The sequence below is a fragment of the Pelagicoccus enzymogenes genome (genome assembly GCF_014803405.1).
GTDB classification, from domain to species: domain Bacteria; phylum Verrucomicrobiota; class Verrucomicrobiia; order Opitutales; family Opitutaceae; genus Pelagicoccus; species Pelagicoccus enzymogenes.
Window position 1 is genome coordinate 234,393 of record NZ_JACYFG010000040.1, and the last position, 17,495, is coordinate 251,887.

11 protein-coding genes are annotated in these 17,495 nt (G+C 59.8%); 5 read left to right on the forward strand and 6 right to left on the reverse strand.

The genetic code is table 11. The features are described from left to right. Window positions 1-88 precede the first annotated feature (88 nt). On the reverse strand, window positions 89-3,973 hold the full coding sequence (gene purL, locus IEN85_RS17255; protein WP_191618351.1) for a phosphoribosylformylglycinamidine synthase: 3,885 nt from the start codon (window positions 3,971-3,973) through the stop codon (window positions 89-91). A gap of 77 nt (window positions 3,974-4,050) precedes the next feature. Next, window positions 4,051-5,217: an N-acetylmuramoyl-L-alanine amidase family protein gene (locus IEN85_RS17260; RefSeq protein WP_191618352.1), complete on the reverse strand. Its 1,167-nt coding sequence runs from the start codon at window positions 5,215-5,217 to the stop codon at window positions 4,051-4,053. Between IEN85_RS17260 and mpaA the strand changes: the two genes are divergently transcribed. Next, window positions 5,216-7,096, forward strand: a complete 1,881-nt coding sequence (gene mpaA / locus IEN85_RS17265; protein WP_191618353.1) for a murein tripeptide amidase MpaA — start codon at window positions 5,216-5,218, stop codon at window positions 7,094-7,096. The two genes, IEN85_RS17260 and mpaA, sit on opposite strands and share 2 nt — an antisense overlap. Window positions 7,097-7,221: 125 nt before the next feature. Here the strand turns inward: mpaA and IEN85_RS17270 are convergent, their stop codons facing one another. Further along, a complete protein-coding gene (locus IEN85_RS17270) occupies window positions 7,222-7,638 on the reverse strand; it encodes a hypothetical protein (protein WP_191618354.1) in 417 nt (138 codons plus the stop codon). Between the two features lie 218 nt (window positions 7,639-7,856). Between IEN85_RS17270 and IEN85_RS17275 the strand changes: the two genes are divergently transcribed. Then, entirely contained in the window at window positions 7,857-10,253 is a 2,397-nt protein-coding gene (locus IEN85_RS17275; protein ID WP_191618355.1) for a response regulator, read from the forward strand. 26 nt (window positions 10,254-10,279) lie between these two features. Beyond that, window positions 10,280-10,675, forward strand: a complete 396-nt coding sequence (locus IEN85_RS17280; RefSeq protein WP_191618356.1) for a hypothetical protein — start codon at window positions 10,280-10,282, stop codon at window positions 10,673-10,675. 150 nt (window positions 10,676-10,825) lie between these two features. Here the strand turns inward: IEN85_RS17280 and IEN85_RS17285 are convergent, their stop codons facing one another. Further along, window positions 10,826-12,106, reverse strand: a complete 1,281-nt coding sequence (locus IEN85_RS17285) for a hypothetical protein (RefSeq protein WP_191618357.1) — start codon at window positions 12,104-12,106, stop codon at window positions 10,826-10,828. A 99-nt stretch (window positions 12,107-12,205) separates the two neighbouring features. On the opposite strand from IEN85_RS17285, the gene IEN85_RS17290 reads away from it, so the two are divergent. Further along, window positions 12,206-13,231 carry a Gfo/Idh/MocA family protein gene (locus IEN85_RS17290; protein WP_191618358.1) on the forward strand — a complete coding sequence of 342 codons (1,026 nt, stop codon included), beginning with the start codon at window positions 12,206-12,208 and terminating at the stop codon, window positions 13,229-13,231. A 98-nt stretch (window positions 13,232-13,329) separates the two neighbouring features. On the opposite strand, the gene IEN85_RS17295 is transcribed toward IEN85_RS17290, so the two are convergent. Next, window positions 13,330-14,103 carry an outer membrane beta-barrel protein gene (locus IEN85_RS17295; protein WP_191618359.1) on the reverse strand — a complete coding sequence of 258 codons (774 nt, stop codon included), beginning with the start codon at window positions 14,101-14,103 and terminating at the stop codon, window positions 13,330-13,332. Window positions 14,104-14,369: 266 nt separating this feature from the next. Between IEN85_RS17295 and IEN85_RS17300 the strand changes: the two genes are divergently transcribed. Then, window positions 14,370-15,443 (forward strand): LacI family DNA-binding transcriptional regulator, encoded by a 1,074-nt coding sequence (locus tag IEN85_RS17300; protein ID WP_191618360.1) that lies wholly within the window; start codon window positions 14,370-14,372, stop codon window positions 15,441-15,443. 122 nt (window positions 15,444-15,565) lie between these two features. On the opposite strand, the gene IEN85_RS17305 is transcribed toward IEN85_RS17300, so the two are convergent. Then, entirely contained in the window at window positions 15,566-17,446 is a 1,881-nt protein-coding gene (locus IEN85_RS17305) for a glycoside hydrolase family 2 protein (RefSeq protein WP_191618361.1), read from the reverse strand. Window positions 17,447-17,495 lie beyond the last annotated feature (49 nt).

Genomic DNA, 17,495 nt, shown 5'->3' on the forward strand with positions numbered 1-17,495 from the left:
CAACGCCTCACAAGCAATTGGAACGGAAAAGGGATGAACCTAAGTTCATCCCTCTCGGCGCAAATAAAATGTGTCGGCGTTTCCTGACCTAGCCCACGAAGACGCGGGCGTTGCGGAACATGCGCATCCAAGGCGAATCCTCGCCCCACTCCTTGGGAGCCCAGCTGAGCTGAGTCGTGCGGAACACGCGCTCGGGATGCGGCATCAGGATAGTAGCGCGGCCATCCTCGCTGGTAAGCGAAGTGATGCCGAATGGCGACCCGTTCGGATTCAGTGGATACGCCTCCGTCGCTTCGTGATTGTTGTCGACATAGCGGGCGGAAACCAAGCCGGAGGCATTGCAAGCTGCGGCGGCCTCCGCGCTCTTGAATTCGGCGCGACCTTCGCCATGTGCCACCGCGATGGGCAAGACACTGCCTTCCATGCCTGCATAAAGCACGCTGGGGCTCTTCTCGATCTTCACGGAAACCAGGCGTCCTTCGTAACGTTCGCTGCGGTTCTGCACGAAGTGCGGCCAGTGCCCTGTACCCGGAATCAAACTACGCAGGTTGCTGAGCATCTGACAGCCGTTGCAAACGCCGAGCGAGAAAGTATCGTCGCGCTCGAAGAAAGCCTGGAAGGCGTCACGCGCCTTAGCGTTGAAAAGAATGCTCTTGGCCCAGCCTTCACCCGCTCCGAGAACGTCGCCGTAGCTAAAACCGCCACAGGCCGCCAAGCCCTTGAAGTCAGCCAATGACACCTTGCCGCTCAGGATGTCGGTCATGTGCACGTCGATCGACTCGAAACCTGCCCGGTGAAAGGCGCCGGCCATCTCGATTTCGCCGTTCACGCCTTGCTCGCGCAAGATCGCCATCTTCGGCTTCGCGGACTTAAGAAGGTTAAAGCCCGCAGGCTCGAGCTCGAAAGTGACCTTCGGGTTGATGCCCTTGTTGCTCATGTCTTGGCGAATCGTTTGCTCGGAGGCAGCCGACTCCGGATTGTCGCGCAAGCTCTGCATGCGGAACGTCACGTCGGACCAAATGCCACGCAAGACGGAGAGTTCTTCGTCGTAGATATCTTCCCCGCCCTGCAGCACCTTGAAAGTCTGATCGTCGTTCAAAGTTCCCACAACCGAACTGCAAGTATCCAATCCATGGGCACGCAAAGTTTCCAGCACCGCAGCTTGGTCGCTGTCCTTGACCTGGATCAAGGCTCCCAGCTCTTCGGCGAAGAGAGCCGCGAAGGCGTCGGCATCGGCTGGGATTTCGAGGTCCACGCCAACATTGCCCGCAAAAGCCATTTCAACTGCTGCTGCGAGCAAACCTCCGTCCGATCGGTCGTGGTAGGCTAGCAACTTCTGCTCCTTGCCGAGCTGCTGGATCGCGTTCCAGAAATTCTTGAGATCCTCGGCGCTGTCCACGTCGGGAGCCCCCTCGCCCATTTGGCTCACCGTTTGGGCGAGAATGGAGGAGCCGAGGCGATTCTTGCCGCGGCCAAGATCGACAAGAATCAAACTTGTATCCGCATCCTGGATAAGCTGTGGCGTCAGCGATAGGCGAATGTCTTCGCAGCGGGCAAAGGCGGAAATGATGAGCGAAGTCGGCGCCGTGACGCGCCTTTCGCCAAGCTCGTCCTGCCAAACGGTGCTCATGCTCATGGAGTCCTTGCCCACCGGAATGGTCACGCCCAAAGCGGGGCAAAGCTCCATGCCTACGGCCTTGACCGCCTTGTAAAGGTCGGCCGCATCGCCGGCCACCGACGGTGCCGCCATCCAGTTCGCGGAAAGGTTCACTTGAGTGAGCGGTCCAACCTGCGCCGCGGCGAGATTGGTCAGGGCCTCTCCCACTGCAAGGCGGGCGGAAGCAGCCGCATCGTTGATAGCGGTTGGCGTACGCTCACCCATGGACATGGCTTCACCCGTGTATCCATCAAACGATGACGCAGTCACCGCGCAGTCCGCCACCGGCACCTGCCAGGGGCCCACCATCTGGTCACGGTGGATAAGGCCAGTTACGGTACGGTCGCCGATGGTGATGAGGAAGGTCTTGTCCGCCACGGTGGGATGCGCGAGCACGCGCTTGGTCGCCTCCGCCAGGGTGACGCCAGAGAGCTTGAGCTGCTCCTGAGGGCGAACGAGCGACTTCTCCTCCCGGTGCATGCGAGGCGGCTTGCCGAGAAGCACTTCGAGCGGAATGTCGATGGGTGTATTGCCAAAGTACGGGTCGTTCAGCACCAGCTGGCGCTCGTCGGTGGCCTCCCCGATGATGGCGTAGGGACAACGCTCGCGCTTGCAGATGGCCTCGAAGGCCTCGATGCGGTCGCCGGGGATCGCCATCACGTAGCGTTCCTGGGACTCGTTGCACCAGATTTCCAGCGGGCTCATGCCGGGTTCGTCGTTGTTGATCTTGCGCAGGTCGAAGATGCCGCCCTTGCCAGCGTCGTTGACCAGCTCCGGCATGGCGTTGGAAAGTCCGCCCGCTCCCACGTCGTGGATGAAGGCGATCGGGTTTTCGGAGCCGAGGGCCCAGCAACGGTCGATGACTTCCTGGCAGCGGCGTTCCATCTCCGGGTTGTCGCGCTGCACGGAAGCGAAATCCAAGTCCTCGTTGCCTGTTCCGCTGTCGATGGAGCTGGCCGCGCCGCCGCCGAGACCAATCAGCATGGTAGGTCCGCCCAACACCACGAGCTTGTCGCCCGCGTTGACGATTCCCTTTTCGATGTGCTCGTGGCGAATGTTGCCCAAGCCGCCCGCCAGCATGATGGGCTTGTGGTAGCCACGGATTTCAGGACCGTTGGCGCCTGGCACTTCCTGTTCGAAGGTACGGAAGTAGCCGAGGATGTTGGGCCGTCCAAACTCGTTGTTGAAAGCGGCTCCGCCCAGCGGGCCGTCGATCATGATGTCCAGAGCGGAAACGATACGCTCCGGCTTCCCGTAGTCCTTCTCCCAAGGCTGTATGGCGCCGGGTATCTTAAGATTGGATACAGTGAAACCGTTCAAGCCCGCCTTGGGCTTGGAGCCGACTCCAGTCGCTCCTTCGTCGCGAATCTCGCCGCCGGATCCGGTGGCGGCGCCGGGGAACGGGGAAATGGCCGTCGGGTGGTTATGGGTTTCGACCTTGCAGAGGATGGCGATGTCTTCCAGCGAGGGGCCGTAGACGTTGGTCTTGGGGTCGGCGAAGAAGCGGTTGCCCTTGCTGCCCTCGAAAACGGCGGCGTTGTCCTTGTAGGCCGACAGGATTCCTTCGCTGCGCATCTCGAAGGTGTTCTTGATCATCTTAAAGAGCGACTTCTCCTGGGCTTCGCCGTCGATGTCCCAGGACGCGTTGAAGATCTTGTGGCGGCAGTGCTCGGAGTTGGCTTGGGCAAACATCATCAGCTCGATGTCCGCCGGGTCGCGTCCCAGCTTCTGGAAATTCTCCACCAAGTAGTCGATCTCGTCGTCCGCGAGCGCCAAGCCCAGCTCCTTGTTGGCGGCGACCAAAGCCTCGCGACCCCCCTCCAGAACCGGAACCGTAGTGAAAGGCTTGGGCTTTTCGTGGCGGAACAGCACTGACAACTCGTTCTGGGTGCTGAGCACCACCTGGGTCATGCGGTCGTGCAACTGGGCGTCGATCGCCTTCAACTCGTCCACATCGAGGTCTCCCTCCTCCAGCTCGATCCAGAACGAGACCGCCCTCTCCACGCGCTCGAGCTTGGCCAGCCCGCAAATGTGGGCGATATCGGTCGCCTTGGAGGACCAAGGGGAGAGGGTACCCGGACGCGGCGCCACAATGCGTTGCAAGCCAAGGGGTTCGTGCTCCTCCAGCTTCGGCCCGTAGGTCAGCAGCTTGGCCAGTACCTCATGCTCGTCGGAGCTGAGTTCACCTTCGATTTCGGCAGCGTGCAGGTACTCGGCGTAGACGGACTTGACCGGTAGGCCAGCCGCGAGGAGCGAGGCCTGCAGCTTTTGCAAACGGAATTGTGAATGAGACGGAGCGCCACGAAGGATGATCATAACGCTGGCAAACTGAGAGCTTACCCCCTGCCCGACAAGCGCGGAGTCGGGAAAAAACCAAGGCCAAGCCAAATTGACTAAGGCTCGACCGAAAAGCCCTTCTCCAGCCCCGCAAGCACGAAGTCGCAATAGGTCGCCGGCAAGGAAGGCCTCAGTTCCCCGTGAAACTCCCGCAAGCCCTCGTAGTCCCCAGCCGCCGCCCACTCGTAAACCCCTTTGCTGTTCGCCTGCCAAGGCTCGAGGTAGAGCACCGGGCAGTCGTAAATGCGATTCGCCAGCAAGTTGCGCGACCAGAGGTATTGCTCCGCGTCGATCGGACAGGCGTTTCCGGCGGCATATTGGTAAGCGGGCAAGCCCGTGGCGGCCCGGATGGAGTCAACCATGCCTCTGCCCAGTCTCTCCTCTTCGACATGGTAGCCTTGGAGCAGGCGCAGCAGCAACTCCAGCCGCTGGGCAGGCGAAGCCAGCTCGGAGTCAAGGTAGCAACCGTTGATCAAGACATGGGCGTCGTTGCGTTCGTGCAAGGCCGGCTTTTCCGGGTCGGCGAATCCGCTGGCGTTGATGTGGAGGGCCAAGGCTAGGTCCGCCCCGCCCCACGCTTCGATCAGCTGAGCCCGAGCTCGAATTTCCGCAGTCCGATAAAAAAATCGCTCAGCCAAGGCCGCCACCCGCACTTCGTCCTGGGCCCACTTCGCCCTTGCCTCCTCCCAAAAATCCTTCGAGCGCAAGGGGGTCGCCGGCTCCGCAGCCTCCCGCGTCAGCAAGACCTCCGCCCCCTGCTCCCGCAAACGGGCCGCCAGCCGCCGGGCAATCGCCAGCGTCAAGTCCCCTTCTTGAACCACCGGACCGTCCCCGATCGCGAAGGAACGTTCCTCCAACGGCCCCCAGGTTCCGCCAATGTGCCCGGGATCGAGCACGATACGCAGGCCTCGCAAACCGCTCCATGTAGAGGGCGAGACCACGGGACTGCCTTCCCCGAAGCGCAGAAAGAACCCCTGTTCGCCCGGCAGCTCGCCGGTCTCGATCCAAACCCCGCTCTCCTCGACCCGCATCCACTTCCGCCACTGGGCGGTGGGCGCGTAGATTCGCTCCATCGCGTTCTCGAAAAACGAGCGGCTCACCGCCCCGTGAAAAGCCTCCAGCTCCTCCCAATTCCGCTGCGAACGCAGGGCATCAACCGGATCGCTTGCCGAGAAAACGGAAACCGGAAACCAAAGCAGCCAAGAAAGGAGCAGAGATCGCATGCCGCTACTCCATGCAATTCCCAGGCCAAGGTCCATCGATTTGGCCGGAAACTTGCTCGCAGGCCGCACGATGCTGACCTGCCAAATCCACCTCTACACCCTCGAGCTCAAGCAAGCTTGGGCCATCGCCAGCCGGCTCGGACCCGGGGGGCGAGGCATCGGGCACCGCAGCAGCCTCCTGCTCAAGCTGAGCGACCGATCGGGCGCCACCGGATTCGGCGAAGCCGCTCCAGTCGCCACCTACGGCGAAACTGCCCTCAGCGTCCTGCGATTCCTGCGCGAGCTCGATTGGCAACAGCTAAGCTTCCGCGACCTGCCCCGCAGTCTCGCCTACTTGGGTTCATTGCCCGCAGGCAACTCAGCCGCCAAGGCTGCCATCGACCTGGCGCTGCACGATGGCGCCGCCAAAATCTCCAGGAAGAGCCTCGCTGAGCTGCTTGGCCTGCCCTTTCGCCATGAAGAGCTGCCGCCCACCTCCTACAGCATCGGCATCGGCAGTCCCGACGAGATCGTGGAGCGCGCACTGGATGCCGACCGCTTTCCCATCCTCAAGCTCAAGGTGGACGCGCGCAGCTTCGAGACCTCCCTCAGCGCCCTGCGAAGCGTGAGCCCGAACAAACCGGTACGCATCGACGCTAACGAGAGCTGGAGCTCCCGCGAAGCCGCCCTCGACGCCATCGAGAAAATGGCTGCCTTCGGCCCTATCGAATTCGTGGAACAACCCATGCCACGCGGCATCGCCTTGGAGGACGCGGTTTGGCTGAAGCGGCACAGCCCCCTCCCCCTGCTGGCCGACGAATCCTGCTGCGGGAAAGACGACCTAGACGCCTGCGAACAAAGCTTTCACGGAATTAACGTAAAGATCGCCAAAGCCGGAGGCATCGCCCCCGCCCACCAGCTTGCAACCGCCGCCCGCGCTCGTGGACTCAAGGTTCAGCTGGGCTGCATGATCGAGAGCAGCCTCGGGATCGCCGCCGCCCTGCAGCTCGCGTCCAAGGCAGATTGGATCGACCTCGACGGAGCCTTGCTGACTCGCAACGACCCGATAAAAGGCGTAGTGAAAAAGTCAGGACAACTCAACTTCGACCCAATCGTCGAACCCTTCGGGCTACGCGTGTCTCCAAAATTCGACTACTGGAACGAGCAACCGCCCCTGCCCAAGCCAATCGCCGACCGATCCCGCACTCCACCTGCCCACTCCACTTACGGGCGCTCGGTTAACGGAATTCCCTTGGAAGTCCATCTTCCCAGTTCCGGGCATTGCGAAATCTTGATCTTTGCTGCGATCCATGGCGAAGAGCCGGAAACCACCACCCTACTTTCCAAGGCCCTCCGCTCTCTCGACAAGCCTTCCCCCACTTGCGCCGCCGTGCTCTGCTCCAATCCCGACGGCACCCTGCTCGGTACGCGGGTCAACGCCAACGGGGTCGAGCTCAATCGCAATTTTCCCGCCAGCAATTGGCAACCGGACCCCGTATCCACGAAATGGGCACCCAACCACGGATACGTCACCCACTCCACCGGCTCTCAAGCAGCTTCCGAACCGGAAACCCGAGCCCTCATATCGCTCGTGGAGGCCTTGGATCCGAAAGTGATCATCTCCTTGCACGCGCCGCTAGCCTGTATCGAGGATCCCGAATACAGCCCCATCGGCTACTGGCTCTCGAAACGGACCGGCCTCCCGCTGTTCAGCCACATCGGCTACGAGACGCCGGGATCCTTCGGCAGCTGGGCCAAGGAGCGAGGTCGACACGTCATCACCTACGAACTCCCCCCGCTTTCCGTTTCCGCCCTCCACCACAAGCACCTCGACAACCTCGTCGAACTCCTCTGCTACGGCCTCGAGGTATATCGCGAGCCGCTCGTCTTCAGAGCCTGAAGCCAAACGGTAGAGCCCTCCGGATCCGAAGATCACGGAGGGCCGTTTTCAATTGAGCCAAGAGGAAGCGACGACTGCAGCCACCCCAAGTTCCCCGAGGCTCGCTACCGCTCGGCAGCAAAGCGCTAGGATCGCCCCTCGCTACGCCACTTTCGCAGAACGGAGAAAGCCTGCCCGACTTCCTCCTGATCGAGCGCCCAATCCCCGTCCTGATCGAAATTTGCCAAGATAAATGCCGCTGCCTTGTCCGGCGTACCCAACATCGGGTCTTCGCGACGCTCCTCGATACGAGCCTGCAAGGCCTTCGCCTTGCCAGCGTCCTTTTCATCCAACTGGCTCACCCGCTCGAGCCGACGCTGCTCCTGTCGAGCCAGAGCGGACATGAGTTCCGCTTCGTCCACTCTCTGGTCATGGTCGAGATCCAGTTTCAGAAAGAGTTCAGTTCTCTCCCCCGCTTCGGCAAGTTCGGGACGGGCTGCAGCATTCGCTTGCAGGAGGAGGCCGCAGAGGGAGAGGCCTATCAATGCACGATTCGTTTTCATGCCCCTAGATTGGCTCCCAAAGATGACAGGCCCTCGCCGGTAAGCATTACAAAATTGTTAGGCAAGCCACCCAAAGAGAACCTTCAAATTAGGATATTCACCCCTCCCACTGAAAACCTGATTTTCTCTCTAAAAAGGCCAATTCCCCGCTCTCGCTTAATACATCTGAGGCAGTGTCGATACCTTAGGAAAAACCGAATAGTCCCTAGCCGCCCCAAATGACCGTCAACGAGCGATCCCTTTCGTTTCCCGCAACTACGGCGTCCAGCCTGAACAACCAGCTGGACGCCCTCACGCGCCTGCACAGCTTGCTCGGCTCCGAAGCCCTTGCCCACAGCCTCGACGCCCTCTCCGAGTACGGATTCGTCACCGGAGAAGACGGCTTCCCGCGCCACCTCAACCCCGCTCTCGAAGCCATTCTCGGGAACGAGCGCTGCAATCCCCTACTATGGCTGGAGGACCGTCCCTTCGGCAACACGCTCCCGAGTTCCGGCGCGTCCGGCGTCGTCTGGATTCCCCAGCGGCACGGAGCCCCGATTCCGGGCTTCCTGGTCTCTCGTCCCGTCGGAAACGAACGCGTGGGCATCATTCGAGAACTCTCCCTCGAGGGCATGGCCCCAAGCTCCTGCGGTACCGCGGACGAAAACGAGCTTTGCCTGGAGCTTGCGGAGCAGGCGTGCGAGGGACTCGCCGCTATCTCACCTGACGGAACCCTCGCCTACCTCAATCCCGCCTTCGCCCAAGCCCACTCCCAATCATCGGTCTTCCAATTGAAAGGATCCCCTTGGAAGCTACTTCTCGACGACGAAGAAGCCCGCCGCTGGGAAAGCGAAATTCTCCCCTCCATGGACTTCACGGACAGCTGGAGCGGCCCGTTCGCAAAGCGGCAGCTATCGCTACGAGCCGCCGCGAACGGGAACATCCTCGTGAGTTCGCGCGAGCTCCCCGCCGAAAACGCCCGCGACGCCGACCTGGAATTGGCCAAGCAAGAGACCGAGCAACTGTACCAGCAGCTTGACGAGGCCATCGCCAAAGCCAACCAGTCCGCCTTGGAAGCCGAGCTTTCAAACCAAGCCAAGAGCGCCTTTCTCGCCTCCATGAGCCACGAAATTCGCACTCCCATGAACGCGGTGATCGGTCTCACCGGAGTCTTGCTCGCATCCGACATCAACGAGGACCAGCGCGACTACCTGCAGACCATTCGGGCCAGCGGCGACTCCCTGCTCGTTCTGATCAACGACATCCTCGACTTCTCCAAGATCGAATCCAACAAGATGGAGCTGGAAAACCTCCCCATCGATCCACGCTGCTGCGTCGAGGAATCCCTGGAGCTCCTCGCCGAAAAAGCGTCCAGCAAGGGCCTCGAACTCTGCTACGAGGTGAAGGGCGACATTCCCTTCGGCATCCTCGGAGACGTCACTCGCTTGCGCCAGATCCTCGTAAACCTCGTCGGCAACGCCATCAAGTTCACCGAAACCGGCCAGGTTGAGGTGCTGCTGCAGGCGAAGGAAATCAGCGTCGAGGAATGCCTGCTCGAGTTTGAAGTCAAAGACTCGGGTATCGGCATCCCCGCAGACAAGCAGGGGCGGCTCTTCGAATCCTTCTCTCAGGTCGACTCCTCAACCACTCGCAAGTACGGAGGTACCGGACTCGGGCTCGCCATCTCCAAAAAACTCACCGAACTCATGGGCGGAGAGATGCGCGTCGAGAGCGAGGAAGGAAAAGGCTCCTCCTTCATCTTCACCATCCGCGCCGCAACCAGCGCCCCTGTCGTCTACTCGCCCGAATTCGACAACCGCGGAAGGAACATGGTCGCCGGAAAAGCGATTCTCGTGGTCGAGCCCAACCCCGTCATCCGCGAAAAGCTCTCTTCCCAACTCGGCAAGTGGGACGCCCAGGTGCAAAGCTGCGCCAGCCTGGCCCAAGCCTGCAGCCTCGCCGCAGCGACCCCCTTCGAGATCGCCTTCGTCGACCAAAGCTACGCCAAGCACGAGCGAATCCGCCTTGCCTCAACCTGTCGCCAAGCGGGCGCCGACACTCGTATCGTGAAGGTCACCCCCTACGGCAAATCCGAGGCCGATGACGCCTGCCACAGCCTTTCCAAGCCCATCAAGCCAAGCGCCCTGATCGACGTCATCGGCAAGTCCCTGCAAAGCCCCGAGCGGGCTGCGCAAAGCGAACGGTCAGCGCCCGCCAAGCCGCACGCCCAGCTGGGAGAACGCTGCCCGCTGCGCATCCTCATGGCCGAGGACAACAAGATAAACCAAAAGGTCGCCCGACTCGTGCTCAACCAGCTTTCCTACCAGATCGACGTCGCCAACGACGGTTTGGAAGTGCTCGAAAAGCTGAAACACGAGCGCTACGACGTCATCCTCATGGACGTGCAAATGCCCAATATGGACGGCTACGAAGCAACCCGCGAAATCGCCAAACGCTTCCCTCCTGAACGTCGCCCCCACATCATCGCCCTTACCGCAAACGCCATGCAGGGCGACCGCGAGCGAGCCATCGCAGCCGGCATGAACGACTACCTCAGCAAACCCATTCGCCCGGAAAAGGTTGGCCAGGCCCTTGAAAAAGCTTATCACGTGGCTACAGCAATGGGGAACAACTAAGCCTTTCCCTAGCGCTGTACACCGAGATGCCCTATCAGATAACTTGGAATCACAACTACGTCGCTTTCGACTACTACGGCCGAGTCACCGACGAGGACATTATCGAAAGCAACAAGGAAGTGTACGGGGACGTCCGCTTCGACGAGCTTCGCTGGGAGCTCGTGTCTTTCGACCGGACCGAATCCGTCGCCTTCAAGGAGTCCAACATCCGGCTCATCGCCTACATGGATAAAGCCGCGGCCCGCAGCAACCCGCGCATCACCGTAGCCTTCGTCGGCAAGACCGAGATTCTCAATGACGTGCAAGAGGCCTACGCGAACACTCAAGCCGACCCCGTCTGGCCCGTGGTCCATTTCGAATCGAGAAAAGACGCCGTCGCTTACATCAACCAAGACGACGGCTACGCCGCAGCTCGCCACTAAGCGCCTTGCGCGGCGACCGAATCTATCCCGAGAAACGCGAATCCTCTTGGGGCGTGTTCGCGAATAAACTCTTTGCTGGTTCGATCCCAAAAAAAGAGCGTTCCCGCCTCTCGACGGGAACGCCCTCTCAAAATTTTAACGCAGCCTCAACTACTCGGCCACCGACACGCTGTCGTCATGCTTGTGGGAATCGCCCCCCTGCCAGGCACTCGCCTTCTTGGTTTGCTCCGCCGCCACAGCCGCTCCGACGCCGGCGCCAATCCCCGCTGGCAAGGCCACCACGATGCTCTTGTAGGAAAAGCCGCCATAGCCTTCGGTCACGAGGGCATCTCCGTCGCGATAGGTCGCGGAGGCGCTTGGCGCGATGAAGCCGCCGAAGAGAGAGTCAACCGCCTTGACGATCATTGGAGCAAAGGCCGCCGTATCCGGATTTTGTGACAAGATCGCCTCGAGCTGCTTCGTGTCAAAACCGCTGCTGTAGGCGTAGAAAGCTGCATCCTGCGGCAAGCGGCCCGCGACGCTCTTGAACTTATCGGTTCCTGTTAGACCAGCGCTGCCAGCTCCAAAGCTCGCTACCCATTCCTTGTCGGTGTAGACCACCAAGTCGCTCGTGCCGGCTGGAACTTCGACGAACAAGCCCATAGGAGCGTCCTGCATCAGCATCGAAAGATCAGCGATACGTCCACTGTCCGTATCCATAAACTGGAAACCCATTTGATTAAACATGGGCTCGAGACGCGGCAGCAAGGCTCCTGCTCCCTTGAAGGTTGCCCACATCTTGATTTCTGGGGATTTCGGATTTTCCAGACTCTGGTGCACCACCATGTCCACCCCTCCGGAGAGCGCGGCCACCGCCTCTTGGGCGGTCACGTCCGTGCCGGGAATCGGTTGCATCAAGCCTTGCATCACCATGCCTTCGCCCATTGGCCCCATCACCTGCACCGCCAAGGCCTTCGCCGTATTGACGATCTCCTCGAACTTGATCTGACCGGAAAAAGCGGACGTGGCGTTTGCGGGGGCAATTTCCGCCGCCCGGAAAGGTATCGGATCGAGTCCGTAGATTTTCAGCAAGCCTGCAGGGTCGCCCTGCAGAAGCGTTACCGAGCGATTCCGGTAGAGACCTTCTTCCACCTTGGAAGAGCTAACTCCCATCGAACGAACCGAGCCAAAACCGAGCGTTTCGAAAAGCGCTGGAAAATCGAGAGGAATAGGAGGCATGTCCGGAATGACCTGAGCCATTTCCTGGTAGATCACGTTGAGCTTTTCGCCGATGGCCTGGCCATCGCCGTCAAAGTCCATGAAGCCGACGAAATCGCCGTCGAGGTCCAAGTGCTGGGAGGCTTCCTGGAAAGAGCCGCCCGCAAAGGCGAATGTAGTAGAGCCGAGCAGGGCTGCGGTCGCGGATAGTTTCTTAAAGGTGTGAGGATTCATTTGCTTGAGGTATTCACTAGAGGCTTAGTTGGGTTACAAAAAAGAGGTACCCTCCTTAATAACTCCACTTTGTAGGGCAATCACTTCCAATCTTTTACAATGCTACGTTCCTGTATCATCGGCACTGGCCGCATCGCCTCCAGCCTCGAAAAAGACCCGCTGCGCCCAGCCGGCGGCACCCATGCCGGCGCTTACCACGCCCACGACGGCGTGCAACTGATCGCCGGAGCCGACACCCTCCCCGCAGCCTTGGAGGAATTCGGCGCCGACTGGGGCATCGCCAACGAGCACCTCTACTCCGACTACCGACATCTCCTCGCCCGCGAACGGATCGACATCGCCAGCATCTGCGCCTACGCGCCGCAGCGATTGGAAATGGCCCAAGCCGCTCTGGAAGCGGGCGCCAAAGGCCTCTGGCTCGAGAAGGCCCTCGGCTGCTCCATTGCGGAGGGCGAGGCCATCCAAGCCGCCTTGCAGCGCCACCAAGCGACTGCCGTCGTGGACTACCCGCGACGGGCCCGGGCTCCTTTCCGCAAGATTAAGGACCTGATCGAAACCGAGGTCTATGGCAGGCTGCAATCCGTGACCTGCCACATGACACACCAGCTCATCCACACCGGTACCCACGCCTTCGACGTACTTCGCTACTGGTGTGGAGAGGCCGTTTCTGTAAGCGGGAAGTTAGAAAACGGATACGGCACGGAGGACTTGATCAAGGACCAAGGGGGACGAGCCACAATCGAATTTTCGAACGGTACCGTTGCCTTCGTTTCTGCGTATCGAAAAAAATACTACATCTTCCAATTCGATCTCATCTTCGACCAAGCCCGCATCCTCATCGGCAACGATATCGCCAAGGTCTACCGCCCTGCCGCCAGCAAGCTCTACAGCGGATTTAAGGAGCTTTTCGAAGAGCCCGAATACCACTGGGGAGCGACCTACCCTCGCGACATGCTTCCCGAACTCCTCCACTCCATGCGAACCGGAGAGCCTCCACTCTACTCGGTGGCCAACGCCATCGAAGCGCTGCGCATCGCCCTCGCCATCTTCGCGTCCGACGCGGCCGGCGGAAAAGCCCTCGCCCCTTTCTCGGTCGATCCGCAGCTACGTATCGAGAGCCATTGAGAGGGGATACAAAAAACCGCCGCCCACCTAGGTGGACAACGGTCGCGGTTTACATCAAACCCTTCTAAACCCAGACGCTGCTAGCGTCAGTCTAAGCTCTAAAAAGAAAACGTGTAGCGCAGCGTGAGCGGCATGTAGTCTAGGTCGCCTTCATCGTTCAAGGCGCCCAGGGCCAACACATCCAAAACGCTGTCGTTGTCGTCTATCGCCTCTTGCGAATAGATGCCGGTCTCGATGCTCAAAGTCCCGCCCTCGGAAATGCGGTAATCCAAGCCGAAGCCCACACCGTAGCTGAATACCGTGCCTCCGTCGTAGAAGGGGGCATTCGTCAGAGCAGCTTGGTAGGGATCCACAAAAGTAACATCCGGCACGGAAAAAGAAGCGGTAATCTCATCCACGTCCTTTAGACCGATCTGGGCGGAAACGAAAGGCTGCCAGTTGCTCTGGTTCGTGAAGTGGTAACGCACTCCCCCGTAGAGGCCGACGTCTTCGTAGTCGCTGAATTCGCCGTTCAAGGGCAAGCTGTCCGCTACCGTGCCTACCCGCAACACCCCCTCGTCCGAGCTGAGCCGACTCAGTCCGAGAAAGTAAGAGAGGTTCTCGCTCTGCTGGTAAGATGCTTCCAGAGCAAGCGTCATCAAACTGCCATAGACGTCGTCGAAGCTCTTGGCATCCACGTCCACGGGCAGGCTGCCGGGTTCGAGGCCGAGCAACACGGAGCCATCGAAATTGGGACCGCGGTGGACGTCGCCTCCAACAGCGTCCACGACGCCCCCCTTGATGGAGAAGGACCAATCCCCGTTGGCGGCGATCGCAGCAGCTGGCAGGGCTAGAAGAGTAAGTGAAGCAAGCGTTGTCTTAATAGAATTCATTTTGAACAGTATATCGGTGGTTATTTGCATCGTTTGTTTGTACACGAGAAGTAAATCTCCCTCATTGAACTACCTACGAATACGTTGCCGCTCACTGCATGAATTCAAAAGTCGTTCACTTTTTTCGTTCGTTCCTATGGGTTGAGGAGCCTCAACACGCACCGTCTTCTCCAACACGCCCGAGCCCGCCGCTGCGTTCTAACTTTAGACTCGACTTGCAATTCTAACGATAGACCACAAGCTTCTCCCACAACCCCCGTGCCCTTATGAATCGACGCATCACTCTAGCCGACATAGCCAAGCGAGCTGGCTATCACCCTACCACCATCTCCATGGCGCTGCGCAACCACCCGCGCTTGCCCCAGGCCACCACCAAAAAAATTCAGGAGCTGGCCAAGGAAATGGGCTACCAGCCCGATCCCGCCCTCGGAGCGCTCGTAGCCTATCGCCGCAACGCTTCTCCCAAGCAGCAAGCAGCGCCCCTCGCTTACGTGACCAAATGGGACACCGAGTGGGGATGGAAAAAGACCAACACCCACCTCAGCTTCTACGAGGGAGCAGTGTCCCGCGCCAGGGAGCTAGGCTACAAGATCGACCACTTCTGGCTGGGACAGCCGGGCGTCAGCCACCAGCGAACCAACGAAATTCTGCTCAATCGAGGCATTCGCGGCCTTATCATCGCTTCCCACATGCCGGGCTCCGACGAGGAGCCGGCCCTCGACTGGAGCAAATTCAGCTCAGTGAAAATCGACTTCGTGCCCACCCGCCTGCACGTGCACACGATTTCAAACGATCAGCGAGCCATCGTGCAGCTCGCCTTCAAGAAGGCCCTCAAGGCTGGCTACAGACGGATCGGATTCGTACTGCCTCACTGGTACGACTCCTACGTCAACAACGCCTGGTCCGCCGGCTTCCTCACCAGCCAACTGCAAGTGCCCGAGGAAGACCGCATCCCGCTCAAGTTCTTCCACACCTCGCCCGGAACCAATTCCGGCGTGCCCGTCACCGAGTTCGAACAGTGGCGCCTCAAGCACCGCCCGGAGGTCATCATCAGCTACTCCGAATTCGTCAAGTCCGCCTTCGAAATGCTGCAGATCCAAACGCCGGACGACTTCGCCTACATCGATATTTGTCCCGAAACCAAGGACGGAAGCAATGCCGGCGTATTCAACAATTGCACACGCGTGGGCGAGCTAGCAGTGGAAATCCTCGCCGGCCAGCTGCAGCAAAACCAAATCGGCCTGCCTCAATACCCCACCGTCACTAAAGTGGAAGGCACCTGGATCGAAGGAGAGTCGCTGCCCAAACGAGAACTGGCCACTTCTGCCGCGAACCACTAGCAACCGGTGGGAAGGCCGCTCCACCTGTGGGAAGCGACCTTGCGTCGCGATTGCAAGATTCAGATCGTGGCACAAGGCCACTTCCCGCAGATTGGCGTGCGGTCGGCAACAACCGCTGCCGCCTAGTCCATCAGCCCACTTTTCTTGTGAATCTCAGCCAACCGCTTAGCTGGGATTTTCACGACGCGGCGGTCGTAGGTGATGAGTCCGTTGATCTCGCCTTCCACGTCGGTGGTCTGGGTATAGACTCCGCCCGTCACGCCTTTGCGACGCAAATCGCCTAGCTCTTGGGAGCCCTTCTCGTAGCGTTCGACGTACTCCTCGAAATTCTTGGGCAGGCCGCCGTAGCCCCAGTTACGCTTTTCGGTATCCCAAAGATGTCCCTCCACCGCGTATCCATGTCCTCCATACTCGCCGCTCACCTTTAGGTAGTCGTCGTAGAGCTCAACGTCGACCGGAAAGTAGGGCATCGGGTAGCGATGTTCGTCCGCGATATCCCCCACCTCGAAAAAATTTCCGCCGCTGGCTATATTCAGCAAGCGCGTTTGGTCGTAATCTTCCACCCAACGCCCCACTTCCATGGTGCGATGCTGACCCCAGCGTTCGTTGAAGGTGGTCCAAACCACTACCGACGGATTGTTGTAGAGCGTATCGATCATGACCTTCAGCTCAGCCATGCACTGTTCGTGAGCCCAGTCCGGCCAGTCCGCGTCGAGGGCGTCTTGCTCGCCGTTCCAATGGTTTGCGTTACGCGGCTCGTAGCCCGCTTCCACCGCTCGCAGCGATTTCCACTTCGGCCATTCGTCGCCGCCCGCGCCGCCAGAAACGTGATCCTGCCAAACGACAAAGCCGAGACGGTCCGCGTGGTAATAGTAGCGGCGCGGCTCCACCTTCTTGTGCTTGCGGATCATGTTGAAGCCAGCCGCCTTAAGGAAATCCATTTCCCATACGATGGCCTCGTCGGCTGGCGGGTTGAGAAAACCGTCCGGCCACCAGCCTTGGTCCAAGGGACCGAAATGGAACACCTGCTCCCCGTTCATGGTAAAACGCCAATCTCCGTTTTCGTCCTTTGCCTTGCCCACCGTACGGAAGCCCGCATAGGACTCGACCGTATCCAAAACCTCACCACGCGAGTCGATCAGTTCAACCTTTAGATCGTAGAGCTTAGGCGAATCCGGCGACCAAAGCGAAACCGGCCTGAGCACCTGCTCGTTGCGCAAGCCGGTAACCAACTTGGAGGCCAGAGGCTTGCTGTCGTCAAAAATGGATACACGCAATTGAGCGCCCGCGATCGGCTCGCCGCCCAGCTCCGCTTCGATGCGCAGCTCCCCAAACATGTCCGCTTCGATCACTAGGCGCTCGACGAAAGTTTCCGAAACCTGCTCCAACCAAACGGTCTGCCAGATACCGGATGAAGGCGTGTACCAAATCCCTTTGTTGTCGCGCTTCTGCTTGCCGCGCAGCTGGTAGCGGTCGAAAGAGTCCGTCTCGTCGGTCACCCGCAAAACGATTTCATTTTCGCCCTGCTGCAAGGCCTCGCTCACGTCGAAGGAAAACGGCAGGTTGCCGCCAACGTGCGAGCCCACCATCTGGCCGTTCACCCAAACGCGGCTCTCATAGTCGACCCCTTCGAAGTTCAAGAGCGTGCGGGCTTTCGGTTTCGACTTCAGCTTGAACTGCTTTCGATACCAGATCACCTCGTCCTGCTCCAGACGCTTGCCCACGCCGGAAAGCGGCGTCTCGAGGGCATAGGGAACCAAGATCTTCCCTTCCCACTCTTCCGGCTGGCGAGCGCTGCGATGCTGCACCTTCACATCCCAAAGCCCGTTGAGGTTGGTCCAGTCCCCCCGCTCCATCTGCGGTCGAGGATACTCGGTCCACGCGTTTTCGGGCGTCACCTTCTCGCCCCATTCGGTTAACATCGATCCTTCGACCGGGCTCCATTCTTCTGCCGAACCGGCACTGGCAAACAACAATGACAGGGATAGGGGGATTAGTTTCATACATCCACCATTACGGTGTAAGTCACTCAAAACGCTACATAATTGAAAG